Origin of the sequence: Halopseudomonas pachastrellae (genome assembly GCF_900114765.1) — a bacterium.
Taxonomy (GTDB): domain Bacteria; phylum Pseudomonadota; class Gammaproteobacteria; order Pseudomonadales; family Pseudomonadaceae; genus Halopseudomonas; species Halopseudomonas pachastrellae.
On record NZ_FOUD01000009.1, the window covers coordinates 61,919 to 78,126 of the forward strand.

Annotated in this window: 15 protein-coding genes; 7 read left to right on the top strand and 8 right to left on the bottom strand. The window is 62.4% G+C overall.

Annotation, left to right across the window (positions count from 1 at the left end; translation table 11 throughout):
• Positions 1 to 75 precede the first annotated feature (75 nt).
• Positions 76 to 651, top strand: coding sequence for a cytochrome b (locus BM116_RS08640; protein WP_083725857.1), 576 nt, complete (start codon positions 76 to 78; stop codon positions 649 to 651).
• On the top strand, positions 648 to 1,223 hold the full coding sequence (locus BM116_RS08645) for a YceI family protein (RefSeq protein ID WP_083725758.1): 576 nt from the start codon (positions 648 to 650) through the stop codon (positions 1,221 to 1,223). Before BM116_RS08640 ends, BM116_RS08645 begins: the two co-directional genes overlap by 4 nt.
• A 209-nt stretch (positions 1,224 to 1,432) precedes the next feature.
• Here BM116_RS08645 and BM116_RS08650 read toward each other — a convergent pair whose 3' ends face one another.
• Positions 1,433 to 2,347: a LysR family transcriptional regulator gene (locus tag BM116_RS08650; protein ID WP_083725756.1), complete on the bottom strand. Its 915-nt coding sequence runs from the start codon at positions 2,345 to 2,347 to the stop codon at positions 1,433 to 1,435.
• Between the two features lie 308 nt (positions 2,348 to 2,655).
• On the opposite strand from BM116_RS08650, the gene BM116_RS08655 reads away from it, so the two are divergent.
• Positions 2,656 to 3,840, top strand: a complete 1,185-nt coding sequence (locus tag BM116_RS08655) for an acyl-CoA dehydrogenase (protein WP_083725755.1) — start codon at positions 2,656 to 2,658, stop codon at positions 3,838 to 3,840.
• 158 nt (positions 3,841 to 3,998) lie between these two features.
• Positions 3,999 to 5,177: a CaiB/BaiF CoA transferase family protein gene (locus BM116_RS08660; protein ID WP_083725754.1), complete on the top strand. Its 1,179-nt coding sequence runs from the start codon at positions 3,999 to 4,001 to the stop codon at positions 5,175 to 5,177.
• On the opposite strand, the gene BM116_RS08665 is transcribed toward BM116_RS08660, so the two are convergent.
• Positions 5,167 to 5,943: a GntR family transcriptional regulator gene (locus tag BM116_RS08665; protein WP_083725753.1), complete on the bottom strand. Its 777-nt coding sequence runs from the start codon at positions 5,941 to 5,943 to the stop codon at positions 5,167 to 5,169. The two genes, BM116_RS08660 and BM116_RS08665, sit on opposite strands and share 11 nt — an antisense overlap.
• 203 nt (positions 5,944 to 6,146) lie before the next feature.
• Between BM116_RS08665 and BM116_RS08670 the strand changes: the two genes are divergently transcribed.
• The 3 genes from BM116_RS08670 (at position 6,147) to dld (ending at position 10,789) form a co-directional block, all read left to right on the top strand.
• The gene (locus tag BM116_RS08670; RefSeq protein WP_083725752.1) at positions 6,147 to 7,841 is read left to right on the top strand and encodes an L-lactate permease; all 1,695 of its coding nucleotides are present in this window, start codon (positions 6,147 to 6,149) and stop codon (positions 7,839 to 7,841) included.
• A gap of 69 nt (positions 7,842 to 7,910) precedes the next feature.
• The gene (gene lldD, locus BM116_RS08675; RefSeq protein WP_083725751.1) at positions 7,911 to 9,050 is read left to right on the top strand and encodes an FMN-dependent L-lactate dehydrogenase LldD; all 1,140 of its coding nucleotides are present in this window, start codon (positions 7,911 to 7,913) and stop codon (positions 9,048 to 9,050) included.
• Positions 9,047 to 10,789 carry a D-lactate dehydrogenase gene (gene dld / locus BM116_RS08680; protein ID WP_083725750.1) on the top strand — a complete coding sequence of 581 codons (1,743 nt, stop codon included), beginning with the start codon at positions 9,047 to 9,049 and terminating at the stop codon, positions 10,787 to 10,789. Before lldD ends, dld begins: the two co-directional genes overlap by 4 nt.
• A gap of 21 nt (positions 10,790 to 10,810) precedes the next feature.
• Here dld and BM116_RS08685 read toward each other — a convergent pair whose 3' ends face one another.
• From BM116_RS08685 to BM116_RS08710, 6 genes are all read right to left on the bottom strand, one after another.
• Positions 10,811 to 11,473 carry a lysophospholipid acyltransferase family protein gene (locus BM116_RS08685; RefSeq protein ID WP_083725749.1) on the bottom strand — a complete coding sequence of 221 codons (663 nt, stop codon included), beginning with the start codon at positions 11,471 to 11,473 and terminating at the stop codon, positions 10,811 to 10,813.
• 7 nt (positions 11,474 to 11,480) lie between these two features.
• A complete protein-coding gene (locus BM116_RS08690) occupies positions 11,481 to 12,437 on the bottom strand; it encodes a phosphatidate cytidylyltransferase (RefSeq protein WP_211276257.1) in 957 nt (318 codons plus the stop codon).
• Positions 12,437 to 13,093 (bottom strand): CDP-alcohol phosphatidyltransferase family protein, encoded by a 657-nt coding sequence (locus tag BM116_RS08695; protein ID WP_083725748.1) that lies wholly within the window; start codon positions 13,091 to 13,093, stop codon positions 12,437 to 12,439. The genes BM116_RS08690 and BM116_RS08695 overlap by 1 nt, the downstream gene beginning before the upstream one ends.
• Positions 13,090 to 13,503: a hypothetical protein gene (locus BM116_RS08700; RefSeq protein WP_083725747.1), complete on the bottom strand. Its 414-nt coding sequence runs from the start codon at positions 13,501 to 13,503 to the stop codon at positions 13,090 to 13,092. The genes BM116_RS08695 and BM116_RS08700 overlap by 4 nt, the downstream gene beginning before the upstream one ends.
• A gap of 110 nt (positions 13,504 to 13,613) precedes the next feature.
• A complete protein-coding gene (locus tag BM116_RS08705; RefSeq protein WP_083725746.1) occupies positions 13,614 to 14,213 on the bottom strand; it encodes a DUF3617 domain-containing protein in 600 nt (199 codons plus the stop codon).
• 326 nt (positions 14,214 to 14,539) lie between these two features.
• Positions 14,540 to 16,171: a DEAD/DEAH box helicase gene (locus BM116_RS08710; protein ID WP_083725744.1), complete on the bottom strand. Its 1,632-nt coding sequence runs from the start codon at positions 16,169 to 16,171 to the stop codon at positions 14,540 to 14,542.
• Between the last annotated feature and the right edge of the window lie 37 nt (positions 16,172 to 16,208).

The window sequence follows — 16,208 nt, forward strand, 5'->3', positions numbered from 1 at the left end:
TGGAGTGAACCAAATTTTGCGCTTTTTATCTCACTTACTCGATGGGATTATCGCCCCATCGAAAGCGAGGTCATGATGCAGTGGCGTAACAGCAGCGACAGATTTGGTCTGGTAACCGGCAGCCTGCATTGGCTGATGGCACTACTGGTGATTGGCCTCACGGCGCTGGGGCTGTGGATGACCAGCCTGACGTATTACAGCCCCTACTACACCAGTGCGCCGTCCTGGCACAAAAGTCTGGGCTTGGTGTTTGCTGCCCTGTTGGTGCTGCGGCTGATCTGGCGTGCGGCAACCCCGTCGCCAGGGCACCTGGCGAGCCATAAGAACTGGGAGCGCCTGCTGGCGTCCGGTGCGCAGTGGCTGATGTACGGCGCCATGCTGCTGATCGTGACCAGCGGCTATCTTATTTCAACCGCCAAGGGCAGCGGTGTTAGCCTGTTTGGCTGGTTTGAGGTGCCGGCGCTGGTCAGCGGCTTGCCCGAGCAGGCCGATGTCGCTGGTGCTGTGCATTACTGGTTGGCGCTGGGCTTGCTCGCTCTGGCGGGTCTGCACGCGCTGGGTGCGCTCAAGCATCACCTTATCGACAAGGACAACACTCTGCGGCGCATGCTGGGCATGCGGCTGCTCAACGCAACGGAGAACGGCAAATGAAGAAACTGATGGTAGCAGCCACCCTCGGTGGTCTGATGATGGCAGGTGGCGCGGCGCAGGCAGCGGACTACCAGATCGACAAGCAGGGGCAGCACGCCTCGGTCAACTTCAAGATCAGCCACCTGGGTTACAGCTGGATCTATGGCCGCTTCAACGATTTCGAAGGCACCTTCAGCTGGGATGCCGACAAGCCGGAAGCCAGTGCCATCAACGTGACCGTCAACACCGAGAGTGTCGACACAAATCACGCTGAGCGCGACAAGCACATCCGCAGCGAAGACTTCCTCAATGTGGCCGAGAACGCTACCGCCACCTTTACCTCGACCGGTGTTGAAGTGACGGGTGACAACAGTGCCAAGGTATCTGGCGACCTCACCCTGAACGGCGTGACCAAGCCGGTGGTACTGGATGCCAACTTTATCGGTGAAGGCGATGACCCGTGGGGCGGCTACCGCGCCGGTTTTGACGCGACCACAACGCTGAAACTGGCCGACTTCGGCATCGACTACAACCTGGGCCCCGCCTCGGAAACCGTCGAGCTGATCCTCACGGTAGAAGGCGTTCGCCAGTAATCGCAACAAGCTTCATGTGTGCTTCAGGGGCCTTCGGGCCCCTTTTTTTGAGCTGCAAGCGGCAAGCTTCAAGCTGCAAGCAAAACCCGCGTGTTGGCGAGTCGTGCGGGTTCTCTTTGGGCTGAGATAGCTGCTCGATGCTGCGGAAAATCCCAGAAAGCTGCCGTCAATGCCATCCTGCTTGAAGCTTGAAGCTTGAAGCTTGAAGCTCAGAGCTTGAGGTTTGCGGCTTCTTTAACCCAGGCGTGTGCCTGCTGCAAAATCCAGTCGCGGAACGCCAGGAGTGCAGCTGACTCCGCCTTGCGCTCGGGGATTACCAGGTAGTAACCGTTATCGGTTTCAAAGCTGCGCGGGCAGGGGCTGATGAGTCGGCCATCGGCCAGCTCCTGGCGAATCAGAAACGGCGGAATCAGCGCAACGCCCATGCCGTGCATCGCCGCCTGTGCGAGCATCGAGAACAGTTCCAGTCGGGTGCCGTTGAGGTCGTGCTCAACACGCATATCGGCGGCCGCAAACCACTGGCGCCAGGCATAGGGGCGGGTGGTCTGCTGCAACAGCGGCAGGCGAGCGATGTCGTCTGGAGACAGTTCGCTGGCTGGTGCAATCAGCGCCGGGCTGCAGACCGGAATCGGCGCCTCGGGCATAAGGTAGTGGGTCTGGGTACCGGACCAGTCGCCATCGCCGAAGTAAATGGCCGCATCAAACTCCGTATCAGCAAACAGGAACGGCCGCGTGCGGTTGGTCAGGTTGACCGTGATTTGCGGATGCTGGCTGAGAAAGTGACCGAGCCGTGGCAGTAGCCATTGAGTGCCGAAGGTCGGCACCAGCGCCACTTCCAGCGTCGCCGTGCCCTGGTTGCCCATGACCGAGAGAGTGTCGCGCTCCACGGCGTCCAGTCGGCTGGCAATGCGCCGGCTGTAGATATGCCCAGCGTCGGTCAGCTTCACGCCGCGGCGGGTACGGCGGAATAACTGGATATCAAGAAAGGCCTCCAGGTTCGCGATCTGCCGGCAGACTGCACTTTGGGTCAGCGACAACTCTTCTGCCGCCTTGGTGAAGCTTTCGTGGCGAGCAGACGACTCGAAGCAGACCAGGGCTTGGGTAGGGGGAATCTTGCGGCGCATGGAGGGGCATCCTTTGGATGGCTTGAGGCGGAAGGCTGTAGGCTGGAAGTCCAGTCTCTCAGCGGTCGTCATTGCTGTGCGTGGGCTATGCTCGGAAAGTCAGCCACTCACGCCGGGCTTTGGCTTCCAGCTTCCAGCTTAAGGCTTATAGCCTCCGACCAAGCCTGCGGCTTGGTCGGAGTTCCAATTTAGCACAGGTGTCTGCATAAAAGACGCTTGTTTGTGGTTTTCTCTGTGCGTAGAGTCGCTGTCACCTTGTGGTTTCTTATTGGAACCAGACCCCTAACAAATCGAATATCGGAGAGCTCATGGCCGCATCCAAGGCAAGTTTCAACTGGGAAGATCCGCTGCTGCTGGACCAGCAACTGACTGAAGAAGAGCGCATGGTGCGTGACAGCGCGCGCCAGTACTGCCAGGACAAACTCATGCCGCGGGTGCTGAACTCGTTCCGCAACGAGCAGACCGATGCGGAAATCTTCCGCGAAATGGGTGAGCTGGGCCTGCTGGGCGCGACCATTCCTACCGAGTACGGTGGAAGCGGCCTGAACTATGTCTGCTACGGCCTGATCGCCCGTGAAGTTGAGCGCGTCGACTCCGGTTACCGTTCGATGATGAGCGTGCAGTCTTCGTTGGTGATGGTGCCGATCAACGAGTTTGGTTCTGAGGAGCAGAAGCAGAAGTACCTGCCCAAGCTGGCCAGCGGCGAGTTTATCGGCTGCTTCGGCCTGACCGAGCCGAACCACGGCTCCGATCCGGGCTCCATGGTTACTCGTGCGCGTAGCACCGAAGGCGGCTACCTGCTCAAGGGTGCCAAGATGTGGATCACCAACAGCCCCATTGCGGACGTCTTCGTGGTCTGGGCAAAGACCGATGATGACGTGATTCGCGGCTTCATTCTGGAAAAAGGCTGGAAAGGTCTGAGCGCGCCTGCCATCAAGGGTAAGGTTGGTCTGCGTACCTCCATCACCGGCGAGATCGTGATGGACGACGTGTTCGTACCGGAAGAGAACATGCTGCCGCACGTGACCGGTCTGAAAGGCCCGTTCACCTGCCTGAACTCTGCCCGTTACGGTATCTCCTGGGGCGCGCTGGGCGCTGCCGAGTTCTGCTGGCACACCGCCCGTCAGTACACCCTGGATCGTCTGCAGTTCGGCCGCCCGCTGGCGCAGACTCAGCTGGTGCAGAAGAAACTGGCTGACATGCAGACTGAAATCACTCTGGCTCTGCAAGGCTGCCTGCGTCTGGGTCGCATGAAGGACGAAGGCACCGCTGCCGTTGAAATCACCTCCATCATGAAGCGCAACTCCTGCGGCAAGTCGCTGGACATCGCCCGCGTTGCTCGCGACATGCTGGGTGGAAACGGTATCTCCGACGAGTACGGCGTTATCCGCCACGTGGTCAACCTGGAAGTGGTTAACACTTACGAAGGTACCCACGACGTGCACGCGCTGATCCTCGGTCGCGCGCAGACTGGCCTTCAGGCGTTTTTCTAACGCCTGAAGGCAGCGGCAAGCCATAAGCTGCAAGCGACAAGCCGCCCGCGTTGGGTCGGCTTGTCCTGTTTTTCTCGCGCAGCATGTCGCTACCTTCTCCTCCCCCTATCTTGCACGGCCAGCTTGTGGCTTGAAGCTTGCCGCTTGGAGCTAAAGGCATGAGTGCATTATCCGGTTTACGCGTCCTCGATCTCTCCCGCGTACTGGCTGGCCCCTGGGCCGGGCAGATGCTGGCGGATCTGGGCGCGGATGTGGTCAAGGTTGAACGTCCGGGGGCGGGTGATGACACCCGTGCCTGGGGGCCGCCGTACCTGCGTGACGCCGATGGTCGCGACACCTCCGAGGCGGCGTATTTTCTGTCGGCCAACCGCAACAAGCGCTCGATCACCATCGACTTTACTCAGCCCGCAGGGCAACAGCAGGTGCGAGAGCTGGTGCAGCGCGCTGATGTGCTGATCGAGAACTTCAAGGTTGGCGGGCTGGCGGCCTATGGGTTGGACTACGCCAGCCTGCAGGCGCTTAATCCTCGCTTGATCTACTGCTCGGTGACCGGCTTTGGTCAGCAGGGGCCCTATGCCAAGCGAGCGGGTTATGACTTCATGATTCAGGCGATGGGCGGCCTGATGAGCATCACCGGAAAGGCGGACGGCGAAGAGGGTGCAGGGCCGGTCAAGGTGGGCGTGGCGCTGACCGATATTCTGACCGGGCTCTACGCCAGTAATGCCATTCTTGCCGCGCTGGCCGAGCGTGAGCGCAGCGGTCTGGGCCAGTACATCGACCTGGCGCTGCTGGATGTGCAGATCGCCTGTCTTGGCAATCAGGCGCTGAACTACCTCACCACCGGTGTGCCACCCAAGCGTTTGGGTAACGCGCACCCGAACATCGTGCCCTATCAGGACTTTCCAACTGCCGATGGTGACTTCATTCTGACGGTCGGTAACGACGGTCAGTTTCGCAAGTTCTGTGAGGTGGCCGGCCGCCCCGAGTGGGCGACGGACGCGCGCTTTGCGACTAACTCAGCCCGCGTGGCTAATCGCGACGAGCTGATTCCCCTGATCCGTCAGGTCACGGTGTTTCGCACCACTGCCGAGTGGATTGCCGCGCTGGAGCGGGCCGGCGTGCCCTGCGGGCCGATCAACGATCTGGCGCAGGTGTTCACCGATCCGCAGGTGCAGGCGCGTGGCACCCGTATTCGCATGGCGCATCCGCTGGCTGGCGAGGTCGATCTGGTCGCCAACCCGATCCGGCTGTCACGTACGCCGGTCGACTACCGCCGTCCGCCACCGCTGCTGGGTGAGCACAACACCGAGGTGCTGGCCGACTGGCTCAGCGACTGACCGGCCGCTCGCGCCGCTGGGCGCGGGCCAGTCGGCGGCTTTCCTCTTCCCGCTCTTCCAGCACGTCCTGCACATAACTGATGTGCTCGCTGGCTATGCGCCGCGCGTCGTCGGCACGGCCCTGCATGATGGCGTCGAACAGCGCCTGATGCTGTTCGACCAGCATGCGTCGGGTCTCGCTGCGCAGCGCGTACATGCCGCCGATGTTGGTCACCACGTTGCGTTTGAGCAAATCGAACAGCCCGCGAATGGTGTGCAGCAGCACCAGGTTGTGGCTGGCCTCGGCAATGGCCAGATGAAAGCGCGCGTCAGCTGCGCCTTCCTCGGCGCGTGAGGCTTTGCCTTCGCGGGCGTAGCACGCCTGCAGGGCATCAAAGGCGGCCAGCAGGTGTTCACGGTCCAGATCGGTCGCGCGTTGGGCGGCGTAGTAGGCGCAGTCGGCTTCCAGCGTGTGGCGAAACTCCAGCAGATCGCGCTGTGCCTCGGGGCGACCTTCCAGCAGGGCCAGCAACGGATCGCTGAAGCTGGAGCCGAGCGAATCGCTGACATAATTTCCGCCGCCCTGGCGGCTGATCAACAGGCCCTTGGCGACCAGCTTTTGTACCGCCTCGCGCAGCGACGGGCGGGACACACCGAACTGTTCAGCCAGTGCGCGCTCGGCGGGCAGACGTTGGCCCGGTTGCAGCGTGCCCTCAAGAATCATGGTTTCCAGCTGCTCAACGATGTTGTCGGACAGTCTGCGCTGCCGAATCTGACCTACTTCCATTGCTGTTCCTTTGGTCTTACCAATCGCGAGGAAAGGGTAGCGGGCCTGTTGTGCTCAGGCAACCCGAAGATACCTATCTATACCAAAGTCTACCGTTAGGGGTTTGACATGCTTCTGGTGCTTTTTTAATCTGTTCATCCAGTTTTGTAAATTGGTATTACCGATTGGTGCTCGAACGCCAATAACAATTACAGGAGCGCTTCATGTCTTCCGGTTTTCTCGCCTTCATGGCCTTTGCCCCGATCCTGCTTGCAGGTGTGTTGCTGATTGGCCTGCGCTGGCCTGCCCGGCGCGCCATGCCGCTGGTCTATCTGCTCAGCGCCGGTATTGCGCTGTTTGTCTGGGATATGAGCTTCAACCGGGTACTGGCATCGACCCTGCAAGGGTTGGTCGTTACCGTGGGTGTGCTGTGGATCATTTTCGGCGCCATTTTGCTGCTCAACACCCTCAAGCACTCCGGCGGCATCACTGCCATTCGCGCCGGCTTTACCACCATCAGCCCGGACCGCCGTATTCAGGCGATCATCATTGCCTGGCTGTTTGGCTGCTTTATCGAAGGCGCCTCCGGCTTCGGCACACCGGCTGCCATCGCTGCGCCGTTGCTGGTAGCCATCGGCTTTCCGGCCATGGCTGCGGTGCTGATGGGCATGCTGGTGCAGAGCACACCGGTCTCCTTTGGTGCGGTAGGTACGCCGATCATCGTGGGTGTGAACACCGGCCTTGATCACGCTGCAATCGGTGAGCAGTTGGCGGCCGCGGGCTCCAGTTGGGAGGCCTATCTGCAGTTGATCACCAGCCAGGTGGCGATTGTTCACGCGCTGGTGGGTACCGTCATGCCCCTGGTGATGGTCATCATGCTGGTGCGCTTCTTTGGTCAGGACAAGAGCTGGCGCGCGGTGTTTGAAGTGCTGCCGTTCGCCCTGTTTGCCGGTGTCTCCATGACCATCCCCTATGTGCTGGGCGGTGTCTTTCTGGGGCCGGAATTCCCGTCGCTGATTGGTGGTCTGGTCGGTCTGGCGATCGTCACCACCGCCGCTCGCGCAGGTTTTCTGGTGCCCAAGCGTCAGTGGGACTTTGCACCGCGTGACAGTTGGCCGGCGGCCTGGATGGGTACCGTCGAGATGAGGCTGGAAGAGCTGACCGCACGCCCCATGAGCAGCTTCCGCGCCTGGCTGCCGTACCTGCTGGTTGGTGTGCTGCTGGTAATCAGCCGTGTCTTCCCCGAGGTCACTGCCGCGTTCAAGGCGGTTGCCGTCAACTTTACCGATATCCTGGGTGAAGCTGGCGTCAGCGCTGGCGTACAGCCGCTGTACCTGCCGGGCGGTATTCTGGTCATGGTGGTGATTGCGACCTTCTTCCTGCATCGCATGAAAGCCAGCGAGCTGGGCAAGGCGGCGGGCGAGTCCTTTGGCGTGCTGCTCAGCGCCGGCTTTGTGCTGCTGTTCACTGTGCCGATGGTGCGTATCCTGATCAACTCCGGCGTCAACGCCGCCGACCTGCCGAGCATGCCGATTGTCATGGCCCGTTATGTCGCTGACAGCGTGGGCGGTATCTATCCGCTGCTGGCGCCGAGCATCGGTGCGCTGGGTGCTTTCCTGGCCGGCTCCAACACCGTGTCCAACATGATGTTCAGCCAGTTCCAGTTTGGCGTAGCGAGCAACCTCGGCCTGTCCACGGCGCTGATCGTGGCGGCGCAGGCGATTGGTGCCGCGGCCGGTAACATGATTGCCATTCACAACGTGGTGGCGGCCTCGGCTACCGTTGGCCTGCTTGGCCGCGAGGGTACGACTCTGCGCCGTACCATCTGGCCGACCCTCTACTACGTGCTGATGACAGGTTTGATTGCGCTCTTTGCTGCCTATGTTATGGGTGTCCGCGACCCGCTGATGGCGGGCTGATACCCTACTGCTGTCGCCCCGGCCTGGTGCCGGGGCGTCGTCCGTTGAAGATTCGATGGGAACTCCGTGATGATCATTTCTGCCTCGACCGATTACCGTGCCGCCGCTCAGCGCCGCTTGCCGCCCTTTCTGTTCCACTACATTGATGGTGGCGCCTACGCCGAGCACACGCTCAAGCGCAATGTCGCGGATCTGGCTGATATCGCCCTGCGTCAGCGGGTGCTGAAAGACATGGCGGAGCTGAGCCTGGAAACCCGCCTGTTCGACGAAACCCTGAGCATGCCGGTGGCGCTGTCGCCAGTCGGTCTGACCGGCATGTACGCCCGTCGTGGTGAAGTGCAGGCGGCGCGCGCTGCTGCCGACAAGGGCATTCCCTTTACCCTGTCGACCGTGTCCGTGTGCCCGATTGAAGAGGTCGCCCCGGCCATCAGCCGCCCGATGTGGTTTCAGCTGTACGTGCTGAAAGATCGCGGCTTTATGAAGAACGCACTGGAACGCGCCAAGGCCGCCGGTGTGACCACCTTGGTGTTCACCGTTGACATGCCGGTGCCGGGCGCGCGTTATCGCGATGCGCACTCCGGTATGAGTGGCCCGAATGCCGCCATGCGACGCTATCTGCAGGCGGTCATGCATCCGCGCTGGGCCTTCGACGTGGGCCTGCTGGGCAAGCCGCACGATCTGGGCAATATCTCCGCCTACCGCGGCAACCCGACCGGCCTGGAAGACTACATGGGCTGGCTGGGCGCCAACTTTGATGCGTCCATCTCCTGGAAGGATCTGGAGTGGATTCGCGAGTTCTGGGACGGCCCCATGGTGATCAAAGGCATTCTCGACCCCGAGGACGCCCGCGACGCGGTGCGCTTTGGCGCCGACGGCATCATCGTCTCCAATCACGGTGGCCGCCAGTTGGACGGCGTTCTGTCCAGTGCACGCGCGCTGCCGCCGATTGCCGATGCTGTAAAGGGCGAGCTGAAGATTCTGGTCGACTCGGGTATTCGTACCGGTCTGGATGTGGTGCGCATGCTGGCGCTGGGCGCTGACTGCACCATGCTTGGCCGTGCCTTCATCTACGCGCTGGCTGCCGATGGGCAGGCCGGTGTAACCAATCTGCTGGAACTGATCGAGAAGGAAATGCGCGTCGCCATGGTGCTGACCGGCGCCAAGTCGATCAGTGAGATCAATGCCGATCTGCTGGTAGGCGCGTCGTGAGTGTTGCGCAAACCCAACCCCACCAGCGTGACGCCTTGCTGGAGCAGCTGCGTAGCCTGGTTGGCCGCCGTTATGTGCTGACCGGTGAGCAGCAGACCCGACGTTTTCGCAAGGGCCACCGTACCGGTGAGGGTCAGGTGCTGGCAGTGATTCAGCCGGGCACCCTGCTGGAGCAGTGGCAGGTGCTGCGCGCCGCCGTTGCCGCCGATTGCATCGTGATCATGCAGGCCGCCAACACCGGCCTGACCGGTGGCTCCACCCCGGATGGCGACAACTACGACCGCGATATCGTACTGATCAGCACCCGTCGTCTGGATGGTGTGCAACTGATCAATCAGGGCGAGCAGGTGGTGTGTCTGCCGGGTGCCACGCTGGACCGGCTGGAGCGCGAACTGGCGCCGCTGGGCCGTGAGCCGCACTCGGTGATTGGCTCCTCCTGCATCGGTGCTTCGGTGCTGGGCGGTGTATGTAACAACTCCGGCGGCGCTCTGGTGCGGCGCGGCCCTGCCTATACCGAGCTGGCGCTCTACGCGCAGGTGCAGGCCGACGGCACGCTCACGCTGGTCAACCACCTGGGTATCGAGCTGGGCGACAGCCCGGAAGAGATCCTGACGCGTTTGCAGCGTGGCGACTATCAGCCTGATGCCGTGCTCAACGAGGCCGCCAGGGCTTCGGATGCCGGCTACGCCGAGCACGTACGCGATGTCGATGCCGATACCCCGGCGCGCTTTAATGCCGACCCCTCGCGTCTGTTCGAGGCCTCCGGGTCGGCTGGCAAACTGTGTCTGTTTGCCGTGCGACTGGATACCTTTGTGAAGGAAGCCAGCACCGTTTTCTACATCGGCAGCAACGACCCGCAGGATCTGACCGACCTGCGTCGCCACCTGCTGACCAATCTGCCGAGCTTGCCTATTGCCGGTGAGTACATTCACCGTACCGCCTTTGATATCGGAGAGCGCTACGGTAAGGACACCTACCTGATCATCGACCGTTTTGGCACCGCCCGGGTGCCGGCAGCCTTTGCCATCAAGAGCCGCGTTGACGGCTTCTTCGAGCGGCTGGGCCTACGCGGCGTCAGCGATCGCGTGATTCAGACGGTGATGAACCTGCTGCCCAGTCACCTGCCGGAGCGCATGCGCGAGTACCGTAATCGCTTTGAGCATCACCTGCTGCTGCGCGTGTCCAACGATACCGCTGCGCAGACCCGTGAGCACCTGAGCAGCTTCTTTGCCGGACGCGATACCGGTGACTATTTCGAGTGTGACGAAGACGAGGGCCGGCGGGCCTTTCTGCACCGCTTTGCCGTAGCCGGTGCAGCGATTCGCTACCGTGAGGTGCACCGCCGCGAGGTGGAAGACATTGTGGCGCTGGATATTGCCCTGCGCCGTAATGATCGGGACTGGGTAGAGACGCTACCGGCCGAGCTGGAAAAGGACATGGTGCACAAGCTGTATTACGGGCACTTCTTCTGCCACGTTTTCCACCAGGATTACATCGTGCGCAAGGGCGTTGATCCGCTGGCGATGGAGCACCGCATGTGGGCGCTGCTGGATGAGCGCCGCGCCGAATACCCGGCCGAGCATAACGTTGGCCATCTGTATGTGGCCAAGCCGGCGCTGGCCGGCTTCTATAAGGAGCTGGACCCGACCAACAGCTTCAACCCCGGCATCGGCCATACCTCACGTCAGCGTGGCTGGGGTGAGTGTTGTGGTGGGCATGAGGAATCGCATGGGCACTGAGCCCATACAGGCGTCGAACCCTTAATCCTCCCAGCGCGCGTCGCGGCGGGTGATGCAGGCTGCCAACAGGCTTTCCAGTGAGGCCTGCAGCTGCTCCATAAAGGGCGCGCATTCCTGCTCGGCGCTCAGCGCCTCGCCGATGGCTACGTCGGCATTGAACGGCACAATCATCGAGCCGCCCTTGGGCAGAGCGCGGCCAAGCCCGTGCATGGCAATCGGCACCACCTGGGTGCCTGCGTGGCTGCGGGCCAGATGATAGATGCCCTTGCGCAGCGGCTGCAGTTCTTCTGCTTCGCCGCGGCTGCCTTCCGGAAACAGCAGCAGAATCTGGCCGTCGGCCAGGGCCTGCTGGCACTGTTCAAACACTTGCTCCTTGTCTACCTGGCCCTGCCGATCCAGCGGGATAATGCCGATCAGGTTGAGTGACAGCCAGGTGGTGAAGCGGTTACGCAGGAAGTAGTCTGCCGCCGCCACCGGGCGTACCCGGTGCAGCTCGCCCAGCGGGTAGAGGGCCATCAGCACCAGTGTATCCAGGTGGCTGTTGTGGTTGGCCGCCAGAATTGCCGGGCCGTGGCTGGGCAGGCGTTGCTTGTTGTAGATGTTCAGGCCAAGCAGCAGGTACACCACCGGCTTGACGATCAGCAGAAAGAACAGCTGTTTGGGCAGGCGCTTGATCACGGACATGGCGACCTCAGTAGGTGGTGTAAACGAGGAAGTGGAAGAACAGCGGCGCGGTGTACATCAGGCTGTCGATACGGTCGAGAATGCCGCCGTGGCCCGGAATCAGCTGGCTGGTGTCCTTGATGCGCAGGTCGCGTTTGACCGCCGACACGGTCAGGTCGCCAATAAAGCCGGCCAGGCCGATCAACAGGCCTGCGCCAAGGCCCAGCCACCAGGGCAGCGGCGTCAGCCAGGGCGCAAGCAGCGCGCCGAACAGGGTGGTGGTGGCCACGCCGCCGAGAAAGCCCGCCCAGGTCTTGTTCGGGCTGATGGCCGGGACAATCTTGCGGTTGCCGAACTTCTTGCCCCAGATGTACTGGGCGACGTCATTGAACTGGGTCAGGAACACCAGATAGATCACCAGGCCAACCCCGCCGCCGGCCGGGTTTTCTTCGGCCGGCAGCATCAGCAGGTAGGCAACGTGACTGATGGCAAACACCGTGGTCATGGTGGCCCACTGGTAGGAGCCGACTGCGCGGATAAAGCCCTTGGTCTCGCCCAGCATCAACAGACCGAAGGGGATCAGCAGGAACAGGTAGACCGGAATAAACACGATGAACATGCCATACCAGCCCATACCGACCCAGTAGTATTGCAGCGGCACCGCCAGATACAGGGCGAGAATCAGGCGGCGGTCGGTAACGCGCACCGGCAGGATCGAGAAGAACTCACGCAGCGCAATAAAGCTCAGAATGGTGAAGAAGATCAGCGATGCGGTGGGGCCGATCATCAGCGCGGTGAACACCACGCCGACCATCACCCACCAGGAGTTGATGCGCTGTTTCAGCTCCAGATAGCCATCGGCGCTGAGTCGCGAGCGCAGCAGCAGCTGGGTCACGCTGGCGATGACCAGCATGGCCACCACTACCAGCATCGCGCACAGGGTGTTGGGCGTCAGATCGAGCATGAAGGGCAGGCCGATATCCATTATTCAATCCCCCGGCGTTGTAGTCGCAGATAGGCGCCTACCAGGCGGCGCACAACCGTCAGGCCACTGCCGGCGGCGATGATGATCAGGCTGATCCACAGGATCAGGCCCGGCTGGTGCCACAGCGGGTCGAATGCCGAGAACACGCAGGCACCGGTCAGGACCGCCATGCGCTGCTGCTTGGCGAGCGGCCCGCGAAAGTCTGCTGGCAGGCCAAGTGAGACACCCAGTACGCGCACATAGGCGGTCATCACCGCTAGCAGCGCACCCAGCCAGGCCAGCCACTGGGCTGACTCAAAACCGGGTACGGCAAAGCCGCAGGCAACGATCAGCAGCGGGTCGGCGATGCGGTCGGGGACGTCGTTGAACAGCTCGCCGGCCGGTGTCTGTTTACCGCCCTCCATCGCCACCATACCGTCAAACAGATTGCACAGCAGACGCAGCTGGATGCACAGAGCAGCTATAACCAGCCAGATCGAGCGCTCGCTACCCAACTGCTGACCCGAGCAGACCAGTGCAGCGGCACCGGCCAGGGCAAACAGCACGCTGAGTACGGAAATCTGGTTGGGTGTCACGCTGCGCTGACTGAGCCAGGCGGCAAAGCGGGTCATGATGCGCTGATCGCGAATCTTCAGGGGACGGCGGTTGTCGGTCATGGGGCCTCGTTACAGAGCTGTTCGCGCTGCAGGCGCAGACACAGGAACAGACAGTAGATGAATGCCAGAGAGGTCGGCGGGACAATGGTCTGCCAGAGGGCGTGGGTCTGGTGCCAGCTGTGGACCAGATACAGCAGGGTGAAGCTGGCACTGACGATCAGTACGGCTGGCAGCAGCAGGCGCGGGGCACCTGCGGGGAGCCGATAGAACAGTGCCTTGGCGGCGATGGCCATGACCAGCGTCATCAAGGCGCTGGCGGTGCCCTGCAACAGGCCGGCGATCAGGGCATGCTGCGGGTCGCTCGACCAGTTGGCCAGCAGCGCCCAGCCGCCCCACAGCGCGAAGGCCAGTGCGGCGGCGAGTAAGCGCCCGGCCAGACTATTGGCAAAGGAAGCGGCGGTTGGCTGCATGGACGTCCCTGTGGCGGCAGTGCGGCCCGTCAGCTTACGCCGGAAGTCCGTTGCTGGCGAGTCTCAGGCTGGCGCGCTGTGATGCGCATCAAACCCGGCAGACGCCTTGCTCAGAGCGCCGGGGTATTGCCGCAATCGGCGCCGCTCCAGCGGCTGACCTGCGAATGCTCCAGCTTCACTTTGCCATCGCTGGCGCCAGCGTTCTCGCCCAGCAGCCCGGCCGGCAGGGCGTAGCTGCCGTTGCCGTTGAAGGTGGAGCGCATCTCGCGGCTGGATACAATCTCGACGCTGCCACTGAGGTCGCCGGTGAAGCCGTCCGGGTCATTGCAGTGCCCGGAGAACTGCAGGGCGTCGCCGCCGGACTGCTCAACCTTGAGGTCGCAGTTGGGCATGTTCTCACGCGCGTCTGCCAGCAGGGCGTCGGGGTCGGCCATGGTCTGCGCGGTTTCGGCGGTGATGCATTGGCGCTCGCCGACCTGCTCCTCACTGCCGAGCATGTCTTCGGCCAGGGCGCGCTGCTCAGGTGGCAGCGTCTTGAGCATGTTCTCACGCATCTCGCGCATGCGGGCCTGCATGTCGATGCCGTTGATCAGGGTGGTGCTTTCGCTGATCCACAGGCCTGGCTCGGGCTGGGTGTCCAGGCTGGCAGCCTGGGTAGCAAGGGCGCTCAGGCTGAGTGAGCAAAACAGGGCGAGACGAGAGAGGTGCATACGACAGTCCTTGGTAGCGAGTGCAGGACTGTGACTATAGCGTTGTTGCCAAGGTTGTGCTGTGCGGCGAGGCTGTTTTAACGATCAGTGCAAGTCGTAGGGACACAGCATGCTGTGTCCGAATGGTCACTGCACCTCAGCCTGGTTAGGTAGGCTGCAGCTGCCAACCTGTACGGACGCGACATGTCGCCTCCCTACGCCTGAATTGGGTGCATGCCTGCATGCCGGGACGAGTCTGGAGGCGCGCCGCAGGTAAGCGTGATTAAGACACCTTTCGTGCTGCAACAAAAACGGGGCCGAGGCCCCGTTTTCTGGTCAAGCGTGGTTTAGCGAGCGCCGAGCAGCGCTGGCTTTTCCCGTTGCTTGCGGTTACCGCCACCGTTTGGCTTACGATTGCCGTTGCCGTTGCCGTTGCCGTTGTTTTGTTTGCGGGCAGCGGGCTTGCGCTCTTCCGGGGCCTCAATGCGATTGCCCAGTGCCTGACGGCGGCGTTCGAGAGCAACGGCATCTTCCGGTTCGTGGATGCCTGGCATTACCCGCGGCTGGCCGGCGGCGCGTTGGCGCTGCTGGTGCGGACGCTGCTCGCCACGTTGGCGCTCGTTACGGCGCTGGCCACGCTGCTGGCCATTGCCATTGCCATTGCCATTGCCATTGCCATTGCCATTGCCGCCGTTGCCGCTTTTCTGGGCGGATTGGCCGTTGCCGGCACGCTTGCCCTGCTGACCCTGGCCGCGGTTGTTGCGTTGCTGGCCGCCGCGACCATTTTGCTCGCGCGGACGCTCCGGACGGTCGTTGTTCAACTCGGCCTGAGCGGGCGGTTCAAAGCCGTCCAGGCTGCCTTCGTCGATACGCTGCTTGGTCATGCGCTCGATGGCGCGCAGCAGCTTCTCTTCGTCGGGGCTGACCAGTGAAACGGCTTCGCCGCTGCGACCAGCACGGCCGGTACGGCCGATACGGTGGACGTAGTCTTCCGAGACGTTGGGCAGCTCGAAGTTGATCACGTGGGGCAGTTGGTCAATATCCAGGCCGCGGGCGGCGATGTCGGTAGCGACCAGAATGCGCAGGCTGTTGGCCTTGAAGTCGGCCAGGGCCTTGGTGCGCGCGCTCTGGCTCTTGTTGCCGTGAATCGCGGCAGCCGGCAGACCGTTCTTGACCAGGTACTCGGCCAGGCGGTTGGCGCCGTGCTTGGTGCGGGTGAAGATCAGCACCTGCTCCCACGCGCCCTGGGTGACCAGGTGAGCAACCAGTGCACGTTTGTGACCGGCGGCAACGCGGTAAACCTTCTGGTTGATGCGCTCGACCGTGGTGTTCGGCGGGGTGACTTCGATGCGGGCCGGGTTGTCGAGCAGCTTGTTCGCCAGATCGACAATATCCTTGGAGAAGGTGGCCGAGAACAGCAGGTTCTGGCGCTTGGCCGGCAGCTTGGCGATGACCTTTTTGACGTCATGGACAAAGCCCATGTCGAGCATGCGGTCGGCTTCGTCGAGCACAAGAATCTCGACCTGCGACAGGTCGACGGCCTTTTGGCCGACCAAATCCAGCAGGCGGCCAGGGCAGGCGACCAGGATATCCAGGCCGGGTGCGATGGCTTTCATCTGCGGGTTGGCGCCGACGCCGCCGAAGATACAGGCGGATTTCAGCGGCAGTTCGGTAGCGTAGGCGCGGATGCTGTCGTGCACCTGGGCGGCCAGTTCGCGGGTCGGGGTCAATACCAGTACGCGCACCTGCTTGGGCTTGGCGCGCTGGCCGTCGGACTCGCCGTTGGGGAACAGGCGTTCGATTACCGGCAGGGCAAAGCCGGCGGTTTTGCCGGTACCGGTCTGGGCGGCAACCATCAGGTCGCGGCCTTCGAGAACCGCCGGAACCGCTTGCTGCTGAACCGGCGTGGGTGTGGTGTAACCAGTGGCCGCCACCGCGCGTACCAGCGCGTCGGACAGCCCCAGAGAGGCAAAGGACATGAGCAATCCTGTTGGGCCGAGGCCCGTTGATGTAATC